Source organism: Streptomyces racemochromogenes (genome assembly GCF_039535215.1).
Taxonomy (GTDB): domain Bacteria; phylum Actinomycetota; class Actinomycetes; order Streptomycetales; family Streptomycetaceae; genus Streptomyces; species Streptomyces racemochromogenes.
Genome location: NZ_BAAAWT010000001.1, coordinates 529,632 through 549,592 on the forward strand (window position 1 = coordinate 529,632; position 19,961 = coordinate 549,592).

Here is a 19,961-nt window from a genome sequence, read left to right on the forward strand (position 1 = left end):
TCAGTTCTCCTCGTCGGTGGTGTAGGGGTCGGCCGTCTCCGGCCGTACGGCCCGCCAGCTGACGAGCTCGGTCGAACGGCCGTCCAGGCGCAGGAACACGGCCGAGCGGATCGTGCCGTCGGGAACCTCCCGCACGGCGCGGGCGAAGGCGGCCCGGTCGCCGGCCAGGTGGGCCAGGGAGTCGAAGGCCTCGTCGACGGCCCGCTCGCGGCGGGTGAACTCCGCTTCCAGGCCCTCGATCACCTCGCGCACCCAGGCGTCGAACTCGTCGGGGACCTGTTCCAGGAGCTCGTCGAGCGGGCGGCCGCCCTTGGAGCGGACGCCCTGGAGCTCGGCCACCGACAGGCCCAGGCCCTGGGCGAGGCGCTTGACCGACGTCCCGGCGAAGCGCTGGATGCCGTGGCTGCGCCACACGTCCCGCTCGGTGACGCCGGTCAGCAGCTTGTGCAGGCGCACGTACTCCGAGAGCTTGGCCTTCGCCCGGACGCCGGAGGCGAACCGCAGCACGAACCCCTCGGCGTCGGTGCCGGCCGCGGAACCGCCGCCGGGCAGGGTGTTGGACTCGGCCAGCGCGAGGAGCTCGTCGAGCGGCATGGCGGGCCACACCCTGACGACGGAGCCGATGCCCTGCCAGTGGCCGGCGGCCTCGGCGAGCGGCACCTCGGCGCCGTCCGGGCCGAAGGCGGCGAGGAGAACGAGGTCGCGGCGGTCGCCGTAGTCCACCACGATCCGGTTCTGCGGGTAGAGCATCTCCGCGAGGTAGGTCGTGCCGGGCACCAGGGCCGAGGTATCGCGGGTGTCGAGCAGGCGCTGCGCCCAGGCGGCCTGGGAGCTGATGAAGGACCCCTTGGAGGCGACCCGCCAGTGGTCCGCGTAGTGGAAGACCACGGCGAGGCTGCCGTCGACCTTGTCGTACACCTCGAACGTCTCGTCGGGGAGGACGGGCGCGTAGGGGCGGCCGGAGGTGTGCTCGCCGACGTTGAAGAACTTCGGCAGCGGCAGCGCGACGACCGCTCCGGTCTCGTCGTCGGCGACGAGACCGCGGCAGCGGGTGGTGACCGCGTTCCACACCTGTTCGTACTGCGCGGTGCGCGTGTACGTGTAGATGGACAGCGGCAGTTCGGGGTGCCGCTTGCGGCTCACGTGCCCGGCGTCGATGGCGTCCGCCAGCTCCTGCGCGGGCAGCAGGCCGTGCAGAGTCAGGTGCTCCTGGCTCATGTGGGGTTCCTCCCGGTTCGAGATGGCTCATTCTCGCCTGCGGGAGGGAGCCCCCGGTAATCAATTACTACTGGTCACCGGCGAGGCGGTTGATGTCCGGGGAGCGCAGGATCCGGGTGCCGGGCTCCGATCCGGGGGTCGCCACCGCGATCATCGCCCGGCCGAGGGCCTTCGTGGTGGTGAACTGCTTCGGTGCGAACCGGCCCACGAGGGGGTAGAGCGGTTTGGTGACGACGTACCCCACGCGGTGGAGCCAGGTCCGGGTCGGCATGCCGCTGACGGGCTGGACGATGCTGGGCCGGAACATGTAGGCGCTGAAGGGCAGGGCGAGCAGCTCGTTCTCCGTCCTCCCCTTCACCCGGGCCCACATGGTGCGGCCCTGTTCGGTGCTGTCGGTGCCCTCGCCCGTGACGTAGGTGAAGGTCAGGGCCGGATTGGCGGCGGCCAGCGGGCGGGCGACGGCGAGCGTCAGATCGTGGGTGACGGCGCGGTACTCCTCCTCCTTCTTGCCCAGGGAGGAGATGCCCAGGCAGAAGAAGCAGGCGTCGTAGCCGGACAGTTCACCGGCGAGGTCCGACAGGTCGCTCGGGTCGGGACGGATGTGCTCGCGCAGCTTGGGGTGGCTGACGCCGAGCGGGGTACGGCCGATGGACAGGACGCTCTTGACGGAGTCGTCGCGCAGGCATTCGAGCAGTACGCCGCGCCCGAGCATTCCGGTTCCGCCGTAGAGGATGACGTTCATGGGCTCAGCGTAGGTGCGTGCCCGGCGGCCCGGGCCGCGGGTGCGGCTGCCGTCGAGCGGCTGTGGGCCGTCCTTCGAGCGGTGCCGGCCGGCCCCCGTCAGGCCGCCCCGCGGCCGGGTCGGCGGCTGAGGGCGAAGGCGAGGAAGGTCAGGACCCAGGCGGCGACCGCGATCCACAGCAGTACCTCGCCGAGGGGGCGCAGCCAGGGGACGCCGGTCGCGGGGGCGGCGGTGAGGCAGGCGGTGGCGGTCATGCCGAGAGGGAAGACGGTGGACCAGCGGCGGACGTCGTAGCCCGGGCGGGGGCTGCGGAGTTCGGCGGCGAGGAGGACGGCGTAGCAGGCCAGGGAGATGCCCAGCGCGCAGAGGGTGACGGCGCGCAGGGCCGTGTGCGCCGGGCCGGTCCACAGGGGCAGGGTGGTCAGTTTCGCCCCGGCGAGGGCGGTGATGGACAGGGCCCCGCCGGCCACCCAGTGGTCGCCCGCCCCGCTGACGACCTCGCGGAAGTCGAACCGGGTCAGGGCGAGGCCGTACAGCAGCAGGCCCAGGCAGAAGCAGGCCAGGGCGGCGAGGGCGAGCCAGCGGAGGTTCCCGGCGGCGGCGAGGGCGGCCGCGAGGACGGCGAGGCCCTGGGTGGCGACGCAGACGAGGAAGGCGGCGCCCGGCATGCGGCGGCGCCAGTGCCGCAGGACGGAGACGAGGAGCCCGGGCCACAGCAGGGCGGCCAGCGCGAGCAGGGCGGCGGCCTCGCGCTGCCGGCCGAGCTGGGAGAGGCGGGCGCCGAGCACGGTGGTCGCGGCGACGGCGGTGAGGGCGGCCGGGGTGTCCGCCTCGGCCCGGAACCGGCCCCGGTCGCCGACGAGCCGGACGGCGAAGTCGCCGGCCAGGACGAGCCACAGCCCGCCCGCGACGACCAGCGCGGCGAGGGAGAGCCGGGTGTGGCCGGTCAGCTCCAGGCCGATGGAGAGGATCCCGCAGGCCATGACCGCCCCGCCCGCGGCGGGCTCCAGGGCGGAGCACCAGGACCTCGGACGGCTCCCGCTGCGCATGGCCTCACATTACGCCGCGGGTGCGGAACTGGACGCTGATCCGGGGGCCGACGGCCCGTGCCGTCTTGGGGACGGCGTGTTCCATGGTGCGCTGACAGGAGCCGCCCATGACCACGAGGTCGCCGTGGCCCAGCGGCAGCCGCAGCAGGGTGGGGCCGCCGTCCCGGGGGCGCAGGACGAGGTCGCGGGGGTCCCCGACGGAGAGGATGGCGACCATGGTGTCCTCGGTGGAGGAGCGGCCGGTGCGGTCGCCGTGCCAGGCGACGCTGTCGCGGCCGTCGCGGTAGAGGCAGAGCCCGGCGGTGGCGAAGGGCTCGCCGAGTTCGGCGGCGTAGTGCCGGCCGAGGGCGTCGCGGGCCTCGGTGAGCACGGGGTGCGGGAGCGGCTCGCCCTCCCCGTAGTGGGCCAGCAGCCGGGGGACCTCCACCTCGCGGTCGTACATCTGCCGCCGCTCGGCGCGCCAGGGGACCTCGGCGGCGAGCCGTTCGAAGAGGGCGTCGGCGCCGGTGAGCCACCCGGGGAGGTGGTCGACCCAGGCGCCGGCTCCGAGCACGGTCCTGCGTACCGGTGAGAGCGGTCCGAGGCGGATCTCGTCGGTCTGGTCGAAGAGGGAGCCCTGGAGTGCGTGCATGGGACCAGCCTACTCCTCACCTCGAACACATGCTCGAAAGAACGGGTGGCTCCGGGGTCTGGCCCGGCGGCCGCCGGAAGAGGATCATGGCCGCACACCGGCCCCCGCCGGGCCACAGAGTCGTGGAGGTACACGTGTCGGTCGCGCCCAGTCATGCGTCAGGAAGCCACCGGGTCCCCCTGCTGGAGGAGACGATCGGGGACAACCTCGACCGCACCGTGCGCCGCTTCCCCGACCGGGACGCCCTCGTCGACGTGGCCGCCGGACGGCGGTGGACGTACGCGGAGCTGGCCGCCGACGTGGACGTCCTGGCCCTCGGCCTGCTGGACCTCGGCATCACCGCCGGCGACCGCGTCGGCATCTGGGCCCCCAACCGGGCCGAGTGGACCCTGGTCCAGTACGCCACCGCGAAGATCGGGGCGATCCTGGTCACCGTCAACCCGGCGTACCGCTCGCACGAGCTGGAGTACGTGCTGAACCAGTCCGGGATGCGGCTGCTGGTCGCGGCGGACAGCTTCAAGGGCTCGGACTACGCGGCGATGATCGAGGAGGTCCGGCCGCGCTGCGCGGACCTGGAGTTCACCGTGCTGCTGGGCGGCCCGCAGTGGGACTCGCTACGGGAGCGCGGCGCCCTGGGCGACCCCGCGGACCTGGCGCGGGCGGCCGCGGCCCTGGACCCCGGGGACCCGGTCAACATCCAGTACACCTCGGGGACCACGGGCTTCCCCAAGGGCGCCACCCTCTCCCACCGCAACATCCTCAACAACGGCTTCTTCGTCGGCGAGCTGTGCGGCTACACCGAGCGGGACCGGGTGTGCGTACCGGTGCCCTTCTACCACTGCTTCGGCATGGTCATGGGCGCCCTCGCCTGCACCAGCCACGGGGCGGCGATGGTGATCCCGGCGCCGGCCTTCGACCCGGCGGCCACCCTCGCCGCGGTGGAGGCGCAGGCGTGCACCTCGCTGTACGGGGTGCCGACGATGTTCATCGCCGAACTGGCCGCGCCCGGCTTCGACGGGTACGACCTGTCGAGCCTGCGCACCGGGATCATGGCCGGCTCGCCCTGCCCGGTCGAGGTGATGAACGAGGTGATCGAGCGGATGGGGATGACCGAGGTCTCCATCTGCTACGGCATGACGGAGACCTCCCCCGTGTCGACGCAGACCCGGGCGGACGACTCCGTGGAGCGCCGGGTCTCCACCGTGGGCCGGGTCGGACCGCACCTGGAGGTCAAGGTCGTCGACCCGGAGACCGGCGCCGTCGTCCCGCGCGGCACCCCGGGCGAGCTGTGCACCCGGGGCTACTCGGTGATGCTCGGCTACTGGGGCGAACCGCAGAAGACCGCCGAGGCCGTCGACGGGGACGGCTGGATGCACACCGGCGACCTCGCGGTCATGGACGCGGACGGCTACCTGAGCATCACCGGCCGGATCAAGGACATGGTGATCCGGGGCGGCGAGAACCTCTACCCGCGCGAGATCGAGGAGTTCCTGCACGGCCACCCCGACGTCCTGGACGTCCAGGTCATCGGCGTCCCCGACGCCAAGTACGGGGAGGAGCTGATGGCCTGGGTGCGGATGCGCGAGGGGGCGGAGCCGCTGACCGCGGAGGCGGTCCGCGCGTACTGCGCGGGCCGCCTGGCCCACTTCAAGATCCCGCGCTACGTCCACGTCGTGGACGAGTTCCCAATGACGGTCACCGGCAAGATCCGCAAGGTGGAGATGCGCGAGACGGCGGCCCGCCTGCTGGAGTCGATGTAGTACGCATTTCGTTGCTCAGGGCGGCAGTTGGGGCTTTGATCACGCATGGCAGGCTGTCGCCATGCAGTTGCGTGATGTGATCCTCTCCGGCGGCCCGGCGCCGTTGCGGTACCTCGTCGGCGGCGAGGAGGGGCTCCGGCGGCCCGTGCTCGCCGCCGTGACCATCGACCTGCCGGATCCGGGGCGGTTCGTCTCCCCGGGCGACCTGGTGCTGTCGGGGCTGGTCTGGCTGCGGCCGGACCTCGGGCGCGCCGACGCCTTCGTACGGATCGTCCTGGAGGCGGGCGCCGTCGCGCTGGGGGCGGGCGAGGCGGAGTTCGGGAACGTCCCGGACGAGCTGGTGCGGGCCTGCGAGCGGCACGGGCTGCCGCTGTTCGCGGTCGGCGTGGACGTGCCCTTCGGCCCCGTCGCCGAGTTCGTGGCGCGCGGCCGCAGCGGGGCCCGCGTCGGGAACCTCGCCGCGCTGGTGGACCGGCACCGGCGGCTGATGGCGCCCCGGCCCGGCAGCGGCGCCGGGGCCGGGGCGCTCCTGGACCTGCTGCTGTCCGAGCTGGACCTGCGGGCCCATGTCCTGTCCCCCACCGGGCGGCTGATCGCCGGCGCCCGGCCGCCGCTGCCGGAGCGGACGGCCACCACCCTGGCCGGGCGGTTCCTGGCCGCCGAACGCTCCGGCCGGCGCGCCCCGCACCGCACGGCCGCCCACGGGGTGCCCTACTCGCTGTTCCCGGTGCGGTCGGCGCCGGGGGCCGGGCCCGCGCTGACCGACTGGGCCGTCGCCGTGGAGGCCGACAGCGGGGACTGGCACGACGAGCGCATCGGCCTGGTGGAACGGCTGGCCGGGCTGATCGCCGTGGAGCGCGGCGGCCGTGACGCCGACCGCACCGCGCGCCGGCGGGCCGCCGGCCGACTGCTCGGACTGCTGGACTCCGGCGGGAGGGGCACCGGGGCGCGCGACCAGGTCCGGGACGCCGCCGGGCGGCTCGCGGCGGAGGCGCCCGGCGACGGGGGCCGCTGGCAGGCCGTCGCGGCCCGGCTGGACGGCGTACCGGGCGGCGACGGGCCCTCGCCGGTGCGCGGCCTGCTGGAGGAGGTGCTGCTGCACCCCGCCTGCCTGGGGCCGGGCGCCGCCCGGCGGATCGGGCTCGCCGCCGCGCTCGACGGGCGCGAGGCCGTGGCCTTCGTACGGGTCGCCCCGGGCGGGGAGCTGACCGCGGAGGCGGTCCGGGAGGCCGCGGGCGGTGCGCTGCCGCGCGGGCTGCGCGGCGGGGAACGGCTGAGCCTCGGCCTCGGCGACCCGGTGGCCGAGCCGGACGACCTGCGGCACACCCTGGCGGAGGCCCGCGGCGCCCGCCGGGCGGCGGCCGGCCCGGAGGCGGAGGCGGTCGCCGTGTGCGGCACCGGGGACATGGCGGCGCACGTCATGTCGTTGCTGCCGCTGCTCCCCGCCGAGGTCAGGCGGGCCTTCAGCCGCCGGCTGCTGGCGCCGCTGCACGCGTACGACCGGCGCCACCAGTGCGAACTGGTCCCGACGCTGCGCTCGTTCCTGGAGCACGACGGCTCGTGGGCGCGCTGCGGGGAGGCCCTGCACCTGCACGTGAACTCGCTGCGGTACCGGATCAGCCGGATCGAGTCGCTGACCGGGCGGGACCTGGCCCGGCTGGAGGACAAGATGGACTTCGCGGCGGCCCTGCGCATGGACTGATTCCCGCACCGGCCCCGCTCACCGCGCGTGCCGGATCCGGGCCAGGAGCAGGACCGTGTCATCGGTGGCCGCGTCGGGGACCATGGCCGACAGGACCCGGTCCACCTCCTCCTCCAAGGGGCCCCCGACCGCCGCGAGCCGCTTCCGCAGGGCGTCCAGGCCCGTCTCGATGTCCTGGCCGCGGGCCTCGACGAGCCCGTCGGTGTAGAGCGCGAGGACGGCACCGTCGGGGAGACGGGCGCCCTCCGAGCGGAACGGCACCCCGCCGACGCCGAGCGGGACGCCGAGTCCGCCGCCGAGGGTCTCGACGGTGCCGTCGGGGCGGCGCAGCAGGGGCGGGGGGTGGCCGGCGTTCGCGATGCGGGCCCGGCCGGTGTGCGGGTCGTACTCGACGTAGACGCAGGTGGCCAGTTCGATGCCGGACTCCCGGGCGCACGCGTCGAGTTCGCCGAGGATCCGCTCGGGCTCCGGGCCGTGGCGGGCCAGCGCCTTGGCGGTGATGCGCAGCCTGCCCATCGAGGCGGCGGCGGGCACCCCGTGTCCCATGACGTCGCCGACGACGAGGGCGACCCGGTCCCCGGGCAGCTCGATCACGTCGTACCAGTCGCCGCCGACCTCGGTGGCCCGGCTGCCCGGCAGGTAGCGGTGGGCGATGGCCACGTGCTCGCTGCGGGCCAGGGCGCTCGGCAGCAGGGCGCGCTGGAGGGTGAGGGCGATGTCCTGGACCCTGCTGTAGAGGCGGGCGTTGTCCAGGCACAGGGCGGCGCGGGAGGCGAGTTCCCCGGCCAGGCTCAGGTCCTGTTCGGTGAAGTCGGGGCGGGCGCGGGAACGTCCGAACATGGCGATGCCCTGCACCGTGCCCCGGGCGACGAGCGGGGCGATCACGATGCGGTCCAGGCCGCTCTCCAGGAGCAGCCGGGCGCGGCCGGGCCGGTCGGTGGCCCCGGCCGCGAACTCCTCGTCGACCCCCACGCACAGCGGGCGGCCGCCGGCGAGCATGCGGTGGATGCCGGAGCCTGCCGGGTACTCCACCCGCTCCAGGCCGGCCACCAGCTCCGGCGCGGGCGGCGGCAGGACGGTGCCGGAGGCGATACGGCGGGTGAACAGGGGCAGCCGCGGGTCGAAGGCCTCCGCGGGGTTCATCCACTCCACCAGCTCGACCACGCAGCCGTCGCAGAAGTCCGGTACGGCCACCTCGACCAGTTCCCGGGCGGTGGTGTCCACGTCCAGGGAGGTGCCGACGCGGGCCGCGGCCCGGTCCAGCAGGGCCAGCCGCCGGCGGGCCGCGGTGGCCTCCAGCAGGGCGCGCTCCCGGTCGGTGACGTCGACCAGCAGGCCGCCCACGCCGGGGCGGGTCTCCCCGGCCCGGCTGAGCGGGAACAGGCTGACCGAGCGCACCTGGTCGCGGTCGGGGCGGCCGGGGGTGCGCATCCCCACCAGGGCGTCGACCAGGGGGCGGCCTTCCTCGGCGACGGCGCGGAGCATGCGCTGGAACTCGCCGTCGTCGGAGGTGAGCATGATCTCGTCGGTGGCGCGGCCCAGGTGGGCGGCGACGGGGAGGCCGTCCATGTCGGCCAGGGCCTGGTTGAGGTGGACGTAGCGCAGGTCCTGGTCGAGCATGACCAGGCCGATGGGGCAGGTCTCGAAGAGGGCGTCGAGGAAGGCGAGGTTGGTCTTCACCCGGTCGAGCTCGTCCCCCCGGCTGGCCAGCCCCATGACCACCGGGTCGTCGGCGCTGCCGGCCACCGGGAAGACGCGGAACCCGCAGTCGAAGACGGAGCCGTCGCGGTGCAGGGCCGGCAGCCGCACCCGCCAGTACCCGAGGGTGCGGGCCCGCTCCGTCAGCCGCGCGGCCGAGCCGGGGGTCCCCGCGGGGGGTTCGGGGAAGAGGGCGGCGGCGGGCCGGGACAGCACGTCGGCCGCCTCGTGCCCGAAGAGCTCCTGCGCGCCGGGCCCCCAGAAGCGGATCCGGCCGTCGGCGTCCATGCCGAAGACGGCCACGGGCACGTGCTCCAGCAGGGACCCCGGCTCCGACCGGATCGGACCGGCGGCCCCCGGGCCCCGCGCCTGCTCCGACGGCACGGGAAGCCTCCTCTGCCCCGGGCGCGCGGGGGGACGCGCGCCGCTCCCCTACATTCTGCGCGCCATCGGCGGAGCGGACATCACGGCGCGGGCCCGTCCCGCGCGACCACCCGGCGCGGCTCGAGGACGATCTGGCGCCGGGCGAAGCGGCCGGGCGGGATCCGTGGCGGGCGCTCGCCCTCGGCCTCGCAGGGCAGCGGTCCCTCCCGCTCCGGGAGGGGCACCTCCTCGACCTCGGCGGTGACGGCCGTACCGCAGCTGGCACACCGGAAGACGGTCATCCCCCGTCCCTCACGCGGAGCGCACCGCCCGGGGCGCGGGCGGCCCGGGCGGGGCGCAGCCGTACCGGGACCACCCCGCCGGCGCACGCGTCGCCCGGGGGCGGACGGAATCCCAGGCCGCTGCGGGGCCTGCCGGGCCTGGCACCCCCTACCGCGCGGAGGCGCCCCGGCCGTTCAGCGGGGTGTTGGCGGTGATGGTGCCGTCCGAGCCGGAGACCGTCACCGCGTGGCGGACGCCGTCCGGGCCGAGGACCACCGCGCGCCAGGCGCTGCCGCCGCCCTGCTGGGCGACCGCGCGCAGGCCCTCGACCTTGCCTCCCTCCACCGCCGCGGCCGCCTTCTCCGCCGCCTGGCCGATGGGCAGGGCCGGCAGCGGCGCGGGCGCCTGCCCGTGCGCCGGGGCGTGCCCGGCGAAGCCGCCGCGCGCGGGGCCGGCGCCGTCGCGGACCTTCGGGCCGGCCTTGTGTGCGCCCTCGGGGGCGTGCGGGCGGCCCGGCTCCGGGCGGACGAGGTGGCGGGCCCGGTCGGCGTGGCCGTGGTGGTGCGCGGCCACGGCCACCGCTGTCGCCCCGCCGCCCACGATCACCGCGGCCGCGCCGACGGCTACCGCCCAGCGCGCGCCCGTGCCCCGGGGGACGACGCCGCCCAGCCCCTTGCGCGCGGGCTTCGCGGGCTGCTCGACGGGCTGCTCCGACGGCTGTTCGGGCTGCTCGGACGGCGGCAAAGACTCAGACATACCGGCACTCCTCAGGCACAACCGGGCACCACACCCGGCTCGTCGCCGAGCATGCCGGGGCCATGCTGAAGCCCACCTGAAGCCGCCTGAAGACCCCTTCAGCAAAGCCCGCACCCCACCTGAGACCCTGGTCGGCATGCGCGTACTGGTGGTGGAGGACGAACGACGGCTGGCGCTCGCCCTCCAGCGGGGGCTCCGGTCGGAGGGCTTCTCGGTGGACGTGGCCCACGACGGGCCGCAGGGCCTGTGGATGGCCTGCGAGCACGACTACGACCTGATCGTGCTCGACATCATGCTGCCCGGCCTCAACGGCTACCGCGTCTGCGCCCGGCTGCGCGCCGCCGGCAACGAGTCCGGGATCCTGATGCTCACGGCGAAGGACGGCGAGTACGACGAGGCCGAGGCCCTGGACACCGGCGCCGACGACTTCCTCTCCAAGCCCTTCTCCTACCTCGTCCTCGTCGCCCGCCTCCGCGCCCTGGGCCGTCGCACGGGCCGCCGCGGCCCGCGGGCCATGGAGTTCGGCGACCTGCTGGTCGATCCCGCGCGCCACCTGTGCTCCCGCGGCGGGACGCAGATACGGCTGACCGCCCGCGAGTTCGCGGTGCTGGAGTGCCTGGCCCGGCGCGCCGGCGAGGTGGTGCCCAAGCGGGAGATCCTGGAACAGGTCTGGGACAGCGCCTTCGACGGCGATCCGAACGTGGTCGAGGTGCACGTCAGCGCGGTGCGCCGGAAGATCGACGCGCCGTTCGGCCGGTCCGCCCTGGAGACCGTGCGCGGTGCCGGCTACCGGCTGGCGGCCGACGGTGGCTGAGGCGCCCGCTCCGGCCGGGACCGGCGCGGTGCGCCGCCCGCCCGGCCGCGTACGCGGACCCCTGCGCCGCCTGCTGCGGCGGCTCGGGCCCGCCACCGTCCGTGGACGGGCCACCGCCGGCGCCGTCGTCGTCGTGGCGGCGGCCCTCGCCCTGGCCTCGTTCGCCCTGCTCGGGCTGCTCAGGGCCAACCTGCTGCGCAACGCCGAGCGCGACGCCGAGCGGCAGGCGCTCACCATCGCCCGGCTGGCCGCCGCCGGCGGGCTGGACCGGATGCGCGCGCCGCTGCCCGGCGCCGACTTCGTCCAGGTGGTGGGCGCCCGCGGCCGGGTGCTGCGGGCCACCCCCAACCTGGCCGGCGCGCCCGCGCTCGGCCCCGGCGGGCCGGCCGGCCCCGGAACGGCCTTCCACACCTGGCGGGTCAGGCCGCTCGGCGGCGAACACCGGCTGAGGGTCGTCCAGGTCACCACGGACACCCCGCAGGGCCTGGTCACCGTGTACGTCGGCACCTCCTTGCGCGACGTGGACGCCGCCGACGACACCACCACCGCCGCGCTCGCGGTCGGCGGGCCGCTGCTCCTCGCCACGGTGGCCCTGGTCACCTGGCGGGTGACCGGCCGCGCCCTGCGGCCCGTCGAGGCGATCCGCGCGGAGGTCGCCGAGATCACCGACCGGGACCTGCACCGCCGGGTCCCGGTACCCCCCACCCGGGACGAGGTGGCCCGCCTCGCCGAGACCATGAACGCCACCCTGGACCGGCTGGAGTCCTCCGGGCACCGCCAGCGCCGGTTCATCGCCGACGCCTCGCACGAACTGCGCAGCCCGCTCACCGCGCTGCGCACCCAGCTGGAGGTGGCCCTCGCCGTCCGAGACCCGGAGCTGTGGCCGGAGCTGATCGGCGGGGCGCTGGAGGACACCGAGCGGCTCCAGCACCTGGCCTCGGACCTGCTCCTGCTGGCCCGGATCGACGCCGCCCAGCCCCTCGTGGCGGCCCGGCTGGACCTGGGCGACGTGGTGCGGTCCGCGGTGGAGGCGCGCCACGGCGACCGGGTCCCCGTACGCACGCGGCTGGAGGCCGGCGTGGAGGTGGAGGGCAGCGAGCTGTGGCTGACCCGCGTGGTCACCAACCTGCTCGACAACGCCCAGCGGTTCGCCGACCGCCGGGTCGAGGTCCTCCTGCGCACCGCGACCGCCGACGGGGCCCGGACGGCCGTACTGGAGGTGCTCGACGACGGCCCCGGCATCCCGCCCGCCGACCGGGAGCGGGTCTTCGAGCGGTTCACCCGGCTCGACGACGCCCGCAGCCGCGACCACGGCGGCGCCGGCCTGGGCCTGGCCATCGCCCGCGACCTGACCGCCCACCACGGCGGCACCCTCACCGCCGAACCGTCGGACCGCGGTGCCCGCCTGCGGGCCGTCCTGCCCGCGGCGGCCGTTTCCTGACGGGAACCTGACGCCCGCCAACCGGGTCCATACGCACCGCTGACGTACGGGCGGCGTCGGCGGGCGTTCAATGGAGTCCGGACGGTTGGCGGCGCGACGCGGGAGGGGCCGGCGGTGGACGAACGGCGGGTGGTTGCGGGTGTGAGCGGCGGGCCCGGGAGTCTGACGGCCCTGCACCGGGCCGCCGACGAGGCCCGGTTGCGCGGGGCCGGGCTGTGGGCGGTGCTGGCCTGGCAGCCGCCCCGCGGGGGCCTGGGCAGCCGGGGTTCCTGCGTCTGCGACACCTACCCCGAGTACCGCGACGCGGCGGCCGCCCGGCTGCGCGACGCCCTCGTCACCGCCTTCGGGCCCGGCGGTCCCGGCGTCCCCCTGAAGGCGCAGATCGTACGGGGCACCCCGCGGGCCGTCCTGACCGACGCTGCCCGGGACACGGACGACCTGCTGGTGGTCGGCGCGGGCCGGCGGTACCGGCCGCTGGGCGCGCTGTGGCCCTCGGTGGCCCGCCACTGCCTGGCGCACGCGCCGTGCCCCGTGCTCGCCGTGCCGCCGAACCCGCTGGAGGCCCAGCTGCACGCCGTGCGCCGCCGCAACGCCTGGCGCCTGCGGCTGGACGCGCGGGAGCTGGCGGGCTGACCCCGCCGGGCGGCCCCGCGCCGGCGGACACCGGCCGGGAAGCGGTCGGCGATTGTCCGGTTCGGGTCCGCCCCTCACGCGGGGGACGAGCTAAGATCACGGCGTGGTCACAGCCAGGTCCTCGCGCACGCCGCGGACCCGCACCTCCGCGGGCCTGCCGCACCTGCTCGGGCTGACCCTGCTGCTGCTCGGCCTGCTCTGCGCGCACGGCGCCGGATCGCACGGCGGCGCCCACACCACCCTCACGGCATCGGCCGCCCGGACGGCCGCGACGCCCGCCACGGCGGCTCCCGCCGACCACCACGCCCCCACCCATCCGGTCCACGACTGTGCTCCCCCGGCGCCGCGGACGGCCACCCCCGCGGACACGGCCGCCACCTCCCCGGCAGACGCCACCCGGCCCGTCCCCGCGGCCCCCCGGAGCGCCACCGGCCACCCCGGCCCGGTCCGCCGGCCGGCCGGAGCCGTCCCCCCGGCACCCCCAGCGCCCTCCGCCGTCCTCCAGGTGTAGGCCGTCTCTTCCGGATCCTGCCTGACCCGCGCCGCCCGGCAGGATCCGGAAGACACGGCCCAGACCCGGGATCCTTCCGGGTCCGTCCCGCGATCCCCACCACCCTCCGCCCGCACGGGCCCAGGGGTGCCCGCCGCATGGAGGAACCTTGCCCACCCACCGCCACACCCGACCCTTACATCCCGGTTCGCCCTGGTATCGCGTGCTGGTCGTCGGGATGCTCGGCGCGCTGCTCCTCGCGGCCCTCGCCTGCTCCTCGCACGGGCACACCGACGTCTCCTCCGGCTCGCCCACCGCCGGAGCCGCGCTGGAGCCCGGGCCGACAGCGCCTGCAGAGCCCCTGGGCCACGCACACCCGCATCCCGGCCACGGCGCCGGCTGCGCCGCCTCCGACCCGGTCCCCGCCGGCCCCGGGCCGATCCCCCTGTCGGCCGGGCCCGCACGGCCCTGCGCGCCGCCGGCCGCCGCTGCGACGGCCGCCCGGGCGGCTCCCGCGGGCTCCGACGGGCCCGCCGTCGCCCGCTCAGGACGTTCCACTCTGACCATCGTCTGTCGATGGCGGCTCTAGTCCGCTCCCGTAAGCCCGTTCGCAACGGCTGACGTATGCCCCAACGGGCGGACCCTGCCCTGCCCCGGCTCGGCATTTCCCACGAGCGCGACCACCGACGCACCATCGAACGAGAGCGGAACAATGCATTCTTCGGCCACCGACGTCACTCCTCCCGCCCGCTCCGGCCTCTCCGGGCTGGTCGGCAACACCCCCCTGCTGCGCGTGTCGGAGCCACTGGCCCCGGCGGGGCGCGGCTTCTGGGCGAAGCTCGAGGGCTTCAACCCCGGCGGCATCAAGGACCGGCCCGGCCTGCACATGGTCGAAAGGGCCCGCGCCCGGGGCGAACTGAAGCCGGGCGCCCGGATCATCGAGTCCACAAGCGGCACCCTCGGCCTCGGCCTCGCCCTGGCCGGCATGGTCCACGGGCACCCCGTCACCCTCGTCACCGATCCGGGCCTGGAATCGTCGATGACCCGCCTGCTGACGGCGTACGGGGCCCAGGTCAACGTCGTCTCCGAACCCCACCCCACCGGCGGCTGGCAGCAGGCCCGCCGCGACCGCGTCACCCAGCTGCTGGCCCAGCACCCCGGCTCCTGGTGCCCGGACCAGTACAACAACCCGGACAACACCACCGCCTACACCCCGCTGGCCCTCGAACTGGCCACCGAGCTGCACCACATCGACGTCCTGGTGTGCAGCGTCGGCACCGGAGGGCACTCGGCGGGCGTCTCCCGCGTCCTGCGCCAGCTCTACCCCGAGCTGAAGCTGGTGGGCGTGGACACCGTCGGCTCCACCATCTTCGGCCAGCCCGCGCGCACGCGCCTGATGCGCGGCCTCGGTTCGAGCATCTATCCGCGCAACGTGGCCTACGAGCAGTTCTCCGAGGTGCACTGGGTCGCCCCCGGCGAGGCCGTGTGGACCTGCCGCCAGCTCGCCGCCTCCCACTACGCCGCAGGCGGCTGGAGCGTCGGCGCCGTGGCCCTCGTGGCCGGCTGGCTGGCCCGGACCCTGCCCGAGGACACCCGGATCGCCGCGGTGTTCCCCGACGGGCCGCAGCGCTACCTCGGCACCGTGTACGACGACGACTACTGCGCCGCGCACGGGCTGCTGGACTCCCCGCCGGCCGCGGAGCCCGAGACGATCGGCCGGCTGGACGAGAAGGAGGTCACCCGCTGGACGCGCTGCGCGAGCGTGGTGGACCCGCTGGCCCTGCGCGCCTCGGAGGTTCCCGCCTGATGAAGGGCACCCTCGCGCAGGTCCGCACGTACGAGCGCAGCGTCCAGCTGCTGATGGTGAACCAGTTCACCATCAACCTCGGCTTCTACATGCTCATGCCCTACCTCGCCACGCACCTGGCCGGCCCGCTCGGGCTGGCCGGCTGGACGGTGGGGCTGATCCTCGGCGTGCGCAACTTCAGCCAGCAGGGCATGTTCCTGATCGGCGGCACCCTCGCCGACCGCCTCGGCTACAAGCCGATGATCATCACCGGGCTCGCGCTGCGCATCGCCGGGTTCGCGACCCTCGGACTGGTCGACTCCGTCCCGGCGCTGATCGCAGCCTCCGCGGCGACGGGGCTGGCCGGGGCGCTGTTCAACCCGGCCACCCGGGCCTACCTGGCGGCCGACGCGGGAGAGCGCCGGGTGGAGGCCTTCGCCCTGTTCAACGTCTTCTACCAGGCGGGCATCCTGCTGGGCCCGCTGGTCGGCATGGTGCTGACGGGCGTCGACTTCCGCGTCACCTGCCTGGTCGCGGCCGGGATCTTCGCGGTGCTGAGCATCGTGCAGGTCCGGGCCCTGCCCGCCCGCCGGGGCAACGACGCCGGCGAGCGGGCCGACGGCCCCCGGGAGGGGGTGCTCGTCCAGTGGCGCGGGATCCTCGCCAACCGGCCGTTCCTGCTGTTCTCCGTGGCGATGATCGGCTCGTACGTGATGACCTTCCAGGTCTACATGGCGCTGCCGCTGGAGGTCCGGCGCGTCGGCGGCGAGGGCGGCTTCGGCACGGCCGCGGTGGCGGTGCTCTTCGCGGTCTCCGGGCTCAGCACGATCCTCTTCCAGACCCGCGTCACCGCCTGGTGCAAGGCCCGTCTGGAGCCGGGCAGGGCCCTGGCCTGGGGGCTGCTGGCCATGGGGGCGGCGTTCCTTCCCCTGCTGGCGGCCACGGCACTGCCCGTGCCCGGGTCGCAGCTGGGGACCCGGCTGCTGGCGGCGGTGCCGCCGGTGCTGGCGGCGCTGCTGCTGGCCGTCGGGACCATGATCGCGTACCCGTTCGAGATGGACACCATCGTCCGGCTCTGCGGGGACCGCCTGGTGGCCACGCACTACGGGCTGTACAACACGGTGTGCGGGGTGGGCATCGCCGTGGGCAACCTGCTCACGGGGGCGGCGCTGGACGCGGCCCGCGCCGCCGGGATGTCGGCGCTGCCCTGGCTGGCGCTGTTCGTCCTGGGCCTCGGGTGCACCGCCGCGCTGTACGGCCTCGACCGCACGGGCCGCCTCGCCCCGCCCGGCCGCGCGCCCCGCGCCGAGCCCGTGCCGGCCTGAACCCGTGCCCGCCGCCCGGCTCGGGCCGGGCGGCGGGCACGGGGCGGGCGGCGGGCACGGGGCGGGGGCGCTCAGGAGGGGCGGGGGCTCAGGAGATCCCGTACCACTGGCTGGCCCAGCCGGTGTTGATGGTGCTGGTGGACTGCTCGGCGAGGTTCACGCTGGCGGGCAGGGAGTTCTGGCCGGTCAGCAGGGTGCTGTAGCGCAGGTTGGGGGGCGTGAGGCCCGCGTTGACCGAGATGCCGGCGCCGGTGGACTTCAGGGTGAGGGCGTTGGTGGCCCAGTTGCCGTTGAGCAGAAGGGCGATGAAGTAGGTCCCGGGGGCGGCGGTGAACGGCTTGGCGAGGGCCAGCGGCTTGGCCACGGGGTCGGTCATCAGCTGGGGGGAGATGTCCGGGCTGGCCGCGCGCAGGGTGCCGGTGGCGTCGTACACGCCCACGTAGCAGTGGGAGAGCTGGGCGTTGGGATCGAGCCCGGCCAGCCCGAGCCAGATGTTCGACCAGGTGATCTCCTGGCGCAGGACAATCCGGACCAGGGTGACGCGTCCGCCGACGCCCGCCGCCGACTGGGCGGTGACGTGGCCCGCGTCGTTCGGGTCGCCGGTCCAGGCCAGCAGGTTCTGGTCCTGGGGGCGGGGCCCCTCGTACCCGGCTCCGGCGCCGGCCGGTGCGGGCGGCGCCGCCACGGCCGCCGGGGAGCCCGAACCGCCCGCCGCCTTCGGGTCCTTGTCCGGCGAGGTGCATCCGGTCAGGACGATCAGTGCGGCGAGTGCGGCGGCGAGAGCGCGCGCTGCGGTGGTGCGGGTGGACATGCTTCCCCCAGGTGGTGCGGATGTACCGGGGGCCATGGTCACATGCCCGTCAGGGGCCGGGTCCGTCGGCTGACGGTCCCGGCCCCTGGCGTCCGCGGGCGGGCTCGGTCGGAGCGGCCCGCTCAGAGCCTGGTCAGACGCGGTCGGCGGCGATCAGGACGTACTGGAAGGAGCCGTCCTCGTAGGACTTGATGAACGCCTCCTCGATGCCGGTGACCAGGGAGGAGGTGGCGCGCAGCTTCCAGTAGGGCAGCGTGTCGGGGGTCAGGTCGATGACGGCCTGCGGGACGAGACGGTTGTCGGCCATGGCCCGCAGGTACTCGCGGCGGGAGTGGATGTTGCACTCGAAGTGCGCGTTGATCTGCGAGACCCACTTGGAGGGCTGGCCGTAACGCGGGTTCCAGCAGCCGGTGATGGTGACGTAGCGGCCGCCGACGGACAGGACCCGGGAGTGCTCGGCGAACAGGTCGTGGAGGTCGACGTACATGCTCGACTCGTTGTTCCACGAGGCCGCGGCCCGGCCCGTCTCGAAGGGCGTGTTCAGCATGTTGCAGACGCGGGCGCGGACGTGGTCCTCGATGCCGAGTTCGCGGGCGCGCTGGTTGGCGAAGTCGGCCTGCTTGGCCGAGAGGGTGACGCCCTCGACCTTGCACCCGAAGCGCTGGTGGGCCATCACCATCGAGCCCCCGCGGCCGCAGCCGGCGTCGACGAGGGTGTCGTCGCGGGTGATCGGACCGAGGTGGTCCAGGAGCAGCTCGGCCTGGGCCGACTCCAGCCGGTGCAGTTCGGCGATCAGCTTCTTCTCGTACGCGCTGTCCTCGGTGTCGCCGAGGGCGGCGCGGTCGATGTCGCCGATGCCGTAGTGGTGGTGGTAAAGACCGTCGACGTCGCCGAGGCGGAGGTTGACGGGGCGGGCCTCGTTGTTCCAGTAACGGGCGATGTCGCCCTGGTAGGGCGTCGTCGGCGCGGGGATGAGCACGGAGCCGACGGAGGGGGTGGTGGTGAGATCAGTGCTGGTCACGAATAAGTCCGTCCTTACCAGAAATCGGGCAGGCTGTAGCGATAGGTGTTCGTCTGGTGCCAGTAGTGGTTGCCGTCGACCCATACGGCCACCCCCCGCAGGAAGCGCAGCGCGCTCGGTACGGGGCAGGCGGCGGCCAGGGCGGCGGCCTCGGCTTCGAAGGCGTGCATGAGCTCGTTGTGGACCTCGACCGCCTTGAGGTAGCCCTCCCGGTCGGAGACCCCCTCGCGTTCGGCGATCACCACGGGCAGGTTCAAGTGGCGCCCAGGGCTGGCGAGTTCCTTGGTGTAGGAGTAGAGGTCGTTGACGATGGTGCTGACGTTGCCGGCGAGTGCGAGGACGCGCTGCATCGCGGGCTGCGCGTGCAGGTCGGCGGGCAGTTCGTAGCCGCCGACGGTGTCCGTGATGGTCGGGCACGGCCGGAAGTTGTTGAACTGCCGCATCACGAGGTATTCCCACACCTCGGGCATGTGGTCCGTCTGCGCCCAGGCGGCCTCGGCGAGGTACCCCATGTGCAGCCGGGCCATGTCGTGCCGGAAGCGGTCGGCCTGGGAGGGCGTGGACTGCTGGACGAAGTACTCCATGGCGGAGCGGTAGGAGCGCCTGGGGGCGTCCTCGTGCAGCGACTCCGCCCACCGCGGCCGGTACTCCTCGGTGGTGTGCAGCGGGTCGAGGGCGCTGTGCGCCAGCAGCAGGCGGCCGCCGAGGCCGACGGGCGACCCCCCGTGGTCCTCGCAGTACATGTCGTCGACCGCGTTCTCGGCGACCATCAGCCGGGCGGCGACCATCAGGTGCTCGATGGTGGGGGCGTCCGGGTGGCAGGCGACCATGTAGCGGCCGGTGGAGAAGCCGTCGAACTCGCCCTCCCAGTCGTCCGGGTAGAGCTGGACCTCGTCCAGCGCCCAGGCCTTGATCCGGCGGCTGAGCTCGGCCACCCGCGCCGGGTCGGGTTCCGGGACCGGGTGGTAGTACAGGCCGGGGATGTGGAGGGCGTCCACCGGGGCGGCGGGCGCCGGCGGCTCCGTGTACGGGGCGAGGTGCAGGGCCGTCGTGCCCAGGCCGCTGGGTCCGCGGATGATCCGCTCCAGTGCCTCGCCGGCCTGCCGTACCGTTCCCTCTCCCGCCGCCGCGGGAGCGGGAGCGGCCGCGGCGGGGGTGCGGGTGCCGAAGGGCAGGACGGGCGCGGACGGCAGGGCGGAGCGGGTGGCCGCGGGGGCCGTGACGACGGGCGTCGCGGCGAGGGCCGCCTCGGGGACGGCCTCGGCCGCGGCGGCTTCCGCGACCGGGGTGCCTGCCGGTGCCCGGCCCAGGCTCAGGGTCTGGGCGAGGACGTGCGCACCGAAGTGGGCGGCGGCGGAAGGCAGGCTCGACTGCAGAGGGGAAGGCCCGGGATCGGGCATCCGTGACTCCTTGGTGAGGTGGGTGAGGTGGCCCGGATC

General features: G+C 75.0%; 19 protein-coding genes. 9 read left to right on the top strand and 10 right to left on the bottom strand.

The annotated features are described in order from the left end of the window. From ABD973_RS02500 to ABD973_RS02515, 4 genes are all read right to left on the bottom strand, one after another. Positions 1–1,218 (bottom strand): RNA ligase, encoded by a 1,218-nt coding sequence (locus ABD973_RS02500; RefSeq protein WP_125823430.1) that lies wholly within the window; start codon positions 1,216–1,218, stop codon positions 1–3. A 67-nt stretch (positions 1,219–1,285) separates the two neighbouring features. Next, positions 1,286–1,960: a Rossmann-fold NAD(P)-binding domain-containing protein gene (locus ABD973_RS02505; RefSeq protein ID WP_345498114.1), complete on the bottom strand. Its 675-nt coding sequence runs from the start codon at positions 1,958–1,960 to the stop codon at positions 1,286–1,288. 98 nt (positions 1,961–2,058) lie between these two features. Continuing rightward, positions 2,059–3,009: a tellurite resistance/C4-dicarboxylate transporter family protein gene (locus tag ABD973_RS02510; RefSeq protein ID WP_345498116.1), complete on the bottom strand. Its 951-nt coding sequence runs from the start codon at positions 3,007–3,009 to the stop codon at positions 2,059–2,061. A gap of 4 nt (positions 3,010–3,013) precedes the next feature. Next, on the bottom strand, positions 3,014–3,640 hold the full coding sequence (locus tag ABD973_RS02515) for an alpha-ketoglutarate-dependent dioxygenase AlkB (RefSeq protein WP_125600470.1): 627 nt from the start codon (positions 3,638–3,640) through the stop codon (positions 3,014–3,016). 86 nt (positions 3,641–3,726) lie between these two features. Here ABD973_RS02515 and ABD973_RS02520 point away from each other — a divergent pair, with 86 nt between their 5' ends. Both ABD973_RS02520 and ABD973_RS02525 read left to right on the top strand, forming a co-directional pair. Next, on the top strand, positions 3,727–5,400 hold the full coding sequence (locus ABD973_RS02520; RefSeq protein ID WP_125823426.1) for an AMP-binding protein: 1,674 nt from the start codon (positions 3,727–3,729) through the stop codon (positions 5,398–5,400). 61 nt (positions 5,401–5,461) lie between these two features. Beyond that, entirely contained in the window at positions 5,462–7,102 is a 1,641-nt protein-coding gene (locus ABD973_RS02525) for a PucR family transcriptional regulator (RefSeq protein ID WP_345498120.1), read from the top strand. Positions 7,103–7,120: 18 nt separating this feature from the next. Here the strand turns inward: ABD973_RS02525 and ABD973_RS02530 are convergent, their stop codons facing one another. The 3 genes from ABD973_RS02530 to ABD973_RS02540 form a co-directional block, all read right to left on the bottom strand. Then, positions 7,121–9,184 (bottom strand): SpoIIE family protein phosphatase, encoded by a 2,064-nt coding sequence (locus ABD973_RS02530; protein ID WP_125823424.1) that lies wholly within the window; start codon positions 9,182–9,184, stop codon positions 7,121–7,123. A gap of 80 nt (positions 9,185–9,264) precedes the next feature. After that, complete coding sequence (locus ABD973_RS02535) at positions 9,265–9,465, bottom strand: hypothetical protein (protein WP_345498122.1); 201 nt, start codon at positions 9,463–9,465, stop codon at positions 9,265–9,267. Positions 9,466–9,613: 148 nt separating this feature from the next. After that, positions 9,614–10,201: a hypothetical protein gene (locus tag ABD973_RS02540; protein ID WP_125823422.1), complete on the bottom strand. Its 588-nt coding sequence runs from the start codon at positions 10,199–10,201 to the stop codon at positions 9,614–9,616. A gap of 136 nt (positions 10,202–10,337) precedes the next feature. On the opposite strand from ABD973_RS02540, the gene ABD973_RS02545 reads away from it, so the two are divergent. From ABD973_RS02545 to ABD973_RS02575, 7 genes are all read left to right on the top strand, one after another. After that, complete coding sequence (locus ABD973_RS02545) at positions 10,338–11,015, top strand: response regulator transcription factor (RefSeq protein WP_345498124.1); 678 nt, start codon at positions 10,338–10,340, stop codon at positions 11,013–11,015. After that, positions 11,008–12,456 (top strand): sensor histidine kinase, encoded by a 1,449-nt coding sequence (locus ABD973_RS02550; protein ID WP_345498126.1) that lies wholly within the window; start codon positions 11,008–11,010, stop codon positions 12,454–12,456. Before ABD973_RS02545 ends, ABD973_RS02550 begins: the two co-directional genes overlap by 8 nt. Before the next feature lie 129 nt (positions 12,457–12,585). Further along, positions 12,586–13,089, top strand: coding sequence for a universal stress protein (locus ABD973_RS02555; RefSeq protein WP_425586114.1), 504 nt, complete (start codon positions 12,586–12,588; stop codon positions 13,087–13,089). A 103-nt stretch (positions 13,090–13,192) separates the two neighbouring features. Then, positions 13,193–13,600, top strand: coding sequence for a hypothetical protein (locus ABD973_RS02560; protein ID WP_125823420.1), 408 nt, complete (start codon positions 13,193–13,195; stop codon positions 13,598–13,600). 202 nt (positions 13,601–13,802) lie between these two features. Then, on the top strand, positions 13,803–14,168 hold the full coding sequence (locus ABD973_RS02565) for a hypothetical protein (protein ID WP_125823419.1): 366 nt from the start codon (positions 13,803–13,805) through the stop codon (positions 14,166–14,168). A gap of 123 nt (positions 14,169–14,291) precedes the next feature. Beyond that, complete coding sequence (locus tag ABD973_RS02570; protein WP_125595988.1) at positions 14,292–15,386, top strand: PLP-dependent cysteine synthase family protein; 1,095 nt, start codon at positions 14,292–14,294, stop codon at positions 15,384–15,386. Then, positions 15,386–16,690 (top strand): MDR family MFS transporter, encoded by a 1,305-nt coding sequence (locus ABD973_RS02575; RefSeq protein WP_345498134.1) that lies wholly within the window; start codon positions 15,386–15,388, stop codon positions 16,688–16,690. The genes ABD973_RS02570 and ABD973_RS02575 overlap by 1 nt, the downstream gene beginning before the upstream one ends. Positions 16,691–16,778: 88 nt before the next feature. Here the strand turns inward: ABD973_RS02575 and ABD973_RS02580 are convergent, their stop codons facing one another. From ABD973_RS02580 to ABD973_RS02590, 3 genes are all read right to left on the bottom strand, one after another. Continuing rightward, the gene (locus tag ABD973_RS02580; protein ID WP_125823417.1) at positions 16,779–17,501 is read right to left on the bottom strand and encodes a hypothetical protein; all 723 of its coding nucleotides are present in this window, start codon (positions 17,499–17,501) and stop codon (positions 16,779–16,781) included. A gap of 133 nt (positions 17,502–17,634) precedes the next feature. Next, positions 17,635–18,522, bottom strand: a complete 888-nt coding sequence (locus ABD973_RS02585) for a geranyl diphosphate 2-C-methyltransferase (RefSeq protein WP_206436601.1) — start codon at positions 18,520–18,522, stop codon at positions 17,635–17,637. Between the two features lie 14 nt (positions 18,523–18,536). Further along, positions 18,537–19,922, bottom strand: a complete 1,386-nt coding sequence (locus ABD973_RS02590) for a family 2 encapsulin nanocompartment cargo protein terpene cyclase (RefSeq protein ID WP_345498137.1) — start codon at positions 19,920–19,922, stop codon at positions 18,537–18,539. Positions 19,923–19,961 lie beyond the last annotated feature (39 nt).